This window comes from Mesorhizobium sp. CNPSo 4684 (genome assembly GCF_057784315.1).
This window is the reverse complement of record NZ_JBWLUX010000099.1, coordinates 1-713: the sequence shown is the minus strand read 5'-3', so window position 1 is coordinate 713 and position 713 is coordinate 1. Positions and strand designations below refer to the sequence as shown.

Here is a 713-nt window from a genome sequence, read left to right as displayed (position 1 = left end):
TTTGAAGCAAAGTGTAATTTTTGACGGTCCCTGCGTCGGAACTTTCTGGTCAAAGGCATTCATAAGAAATGAGTCAGCTGCTTTTTCAGGTCGGGTGGGAATGCTCCTTCGCAGGGCGTGCGCCTCCCACCTATCGGACCCGAGCCCCAGGCCAGGGGTGAGGTGCTCCAGTCTAAATTTAAGCTATCCCGCCATGGCGAACGTCAGCCCCTCAGTCGGTTTTGCAGTGCCTGCCGATCGGCAAGGAGCCCGTCGAGGTCCAGCAGGACTGGCTGCCCTGGTTGCGCCAATCGCCTAACCAGCTCGCGCGTGCCGTCCACCACAAAGACGCCGCAATCATGACCGTTTCGCTGTTGGGGGAAGCGGGGTGACTCCAAGCGCGCGCCCAGCCTTGCTGCGAGTTGTCCTGCGGGCGCCTCGTTGTATCTCCCGTTCGAGTCGTAGTGATAGGCAACCGGCCGTTCCCGCTCGCGGCGATCAACGAACAGCAGCGACCAATGGCTGCCGCGGCGATTGGCACTGGCATCGTTCACTGGCAGGAACAGAAAGTCGGCTGTGTCGTCGCCATTGTGATCATGAACGATGCGCTGGAATGCGCGTAGCATGTCGCTCTCGGTGCCCAAGCGCAGGCTGCCAAGGGTTATGAGGGGATCCACGAACCGCGTCCGGGCGGCCAGACCCGGATTGTTCCCCTGCAACTCTTGCGTCAGGAG

At 60.7% G+C, this 713-nt stretch carries 1 protein-coding gene; it reads right to left on the bottom strand.

The features are described from left to right. Positions 1-203 precede the first annotated feature (203 nt). On the bottom strand, positions 204-713 hold a 510-nt coding region (locus tag AC04SG_RS32850; RefSeq protein WP_488554401.1), incomplete at its 5' end, for a Ulp1 family isopeptidase.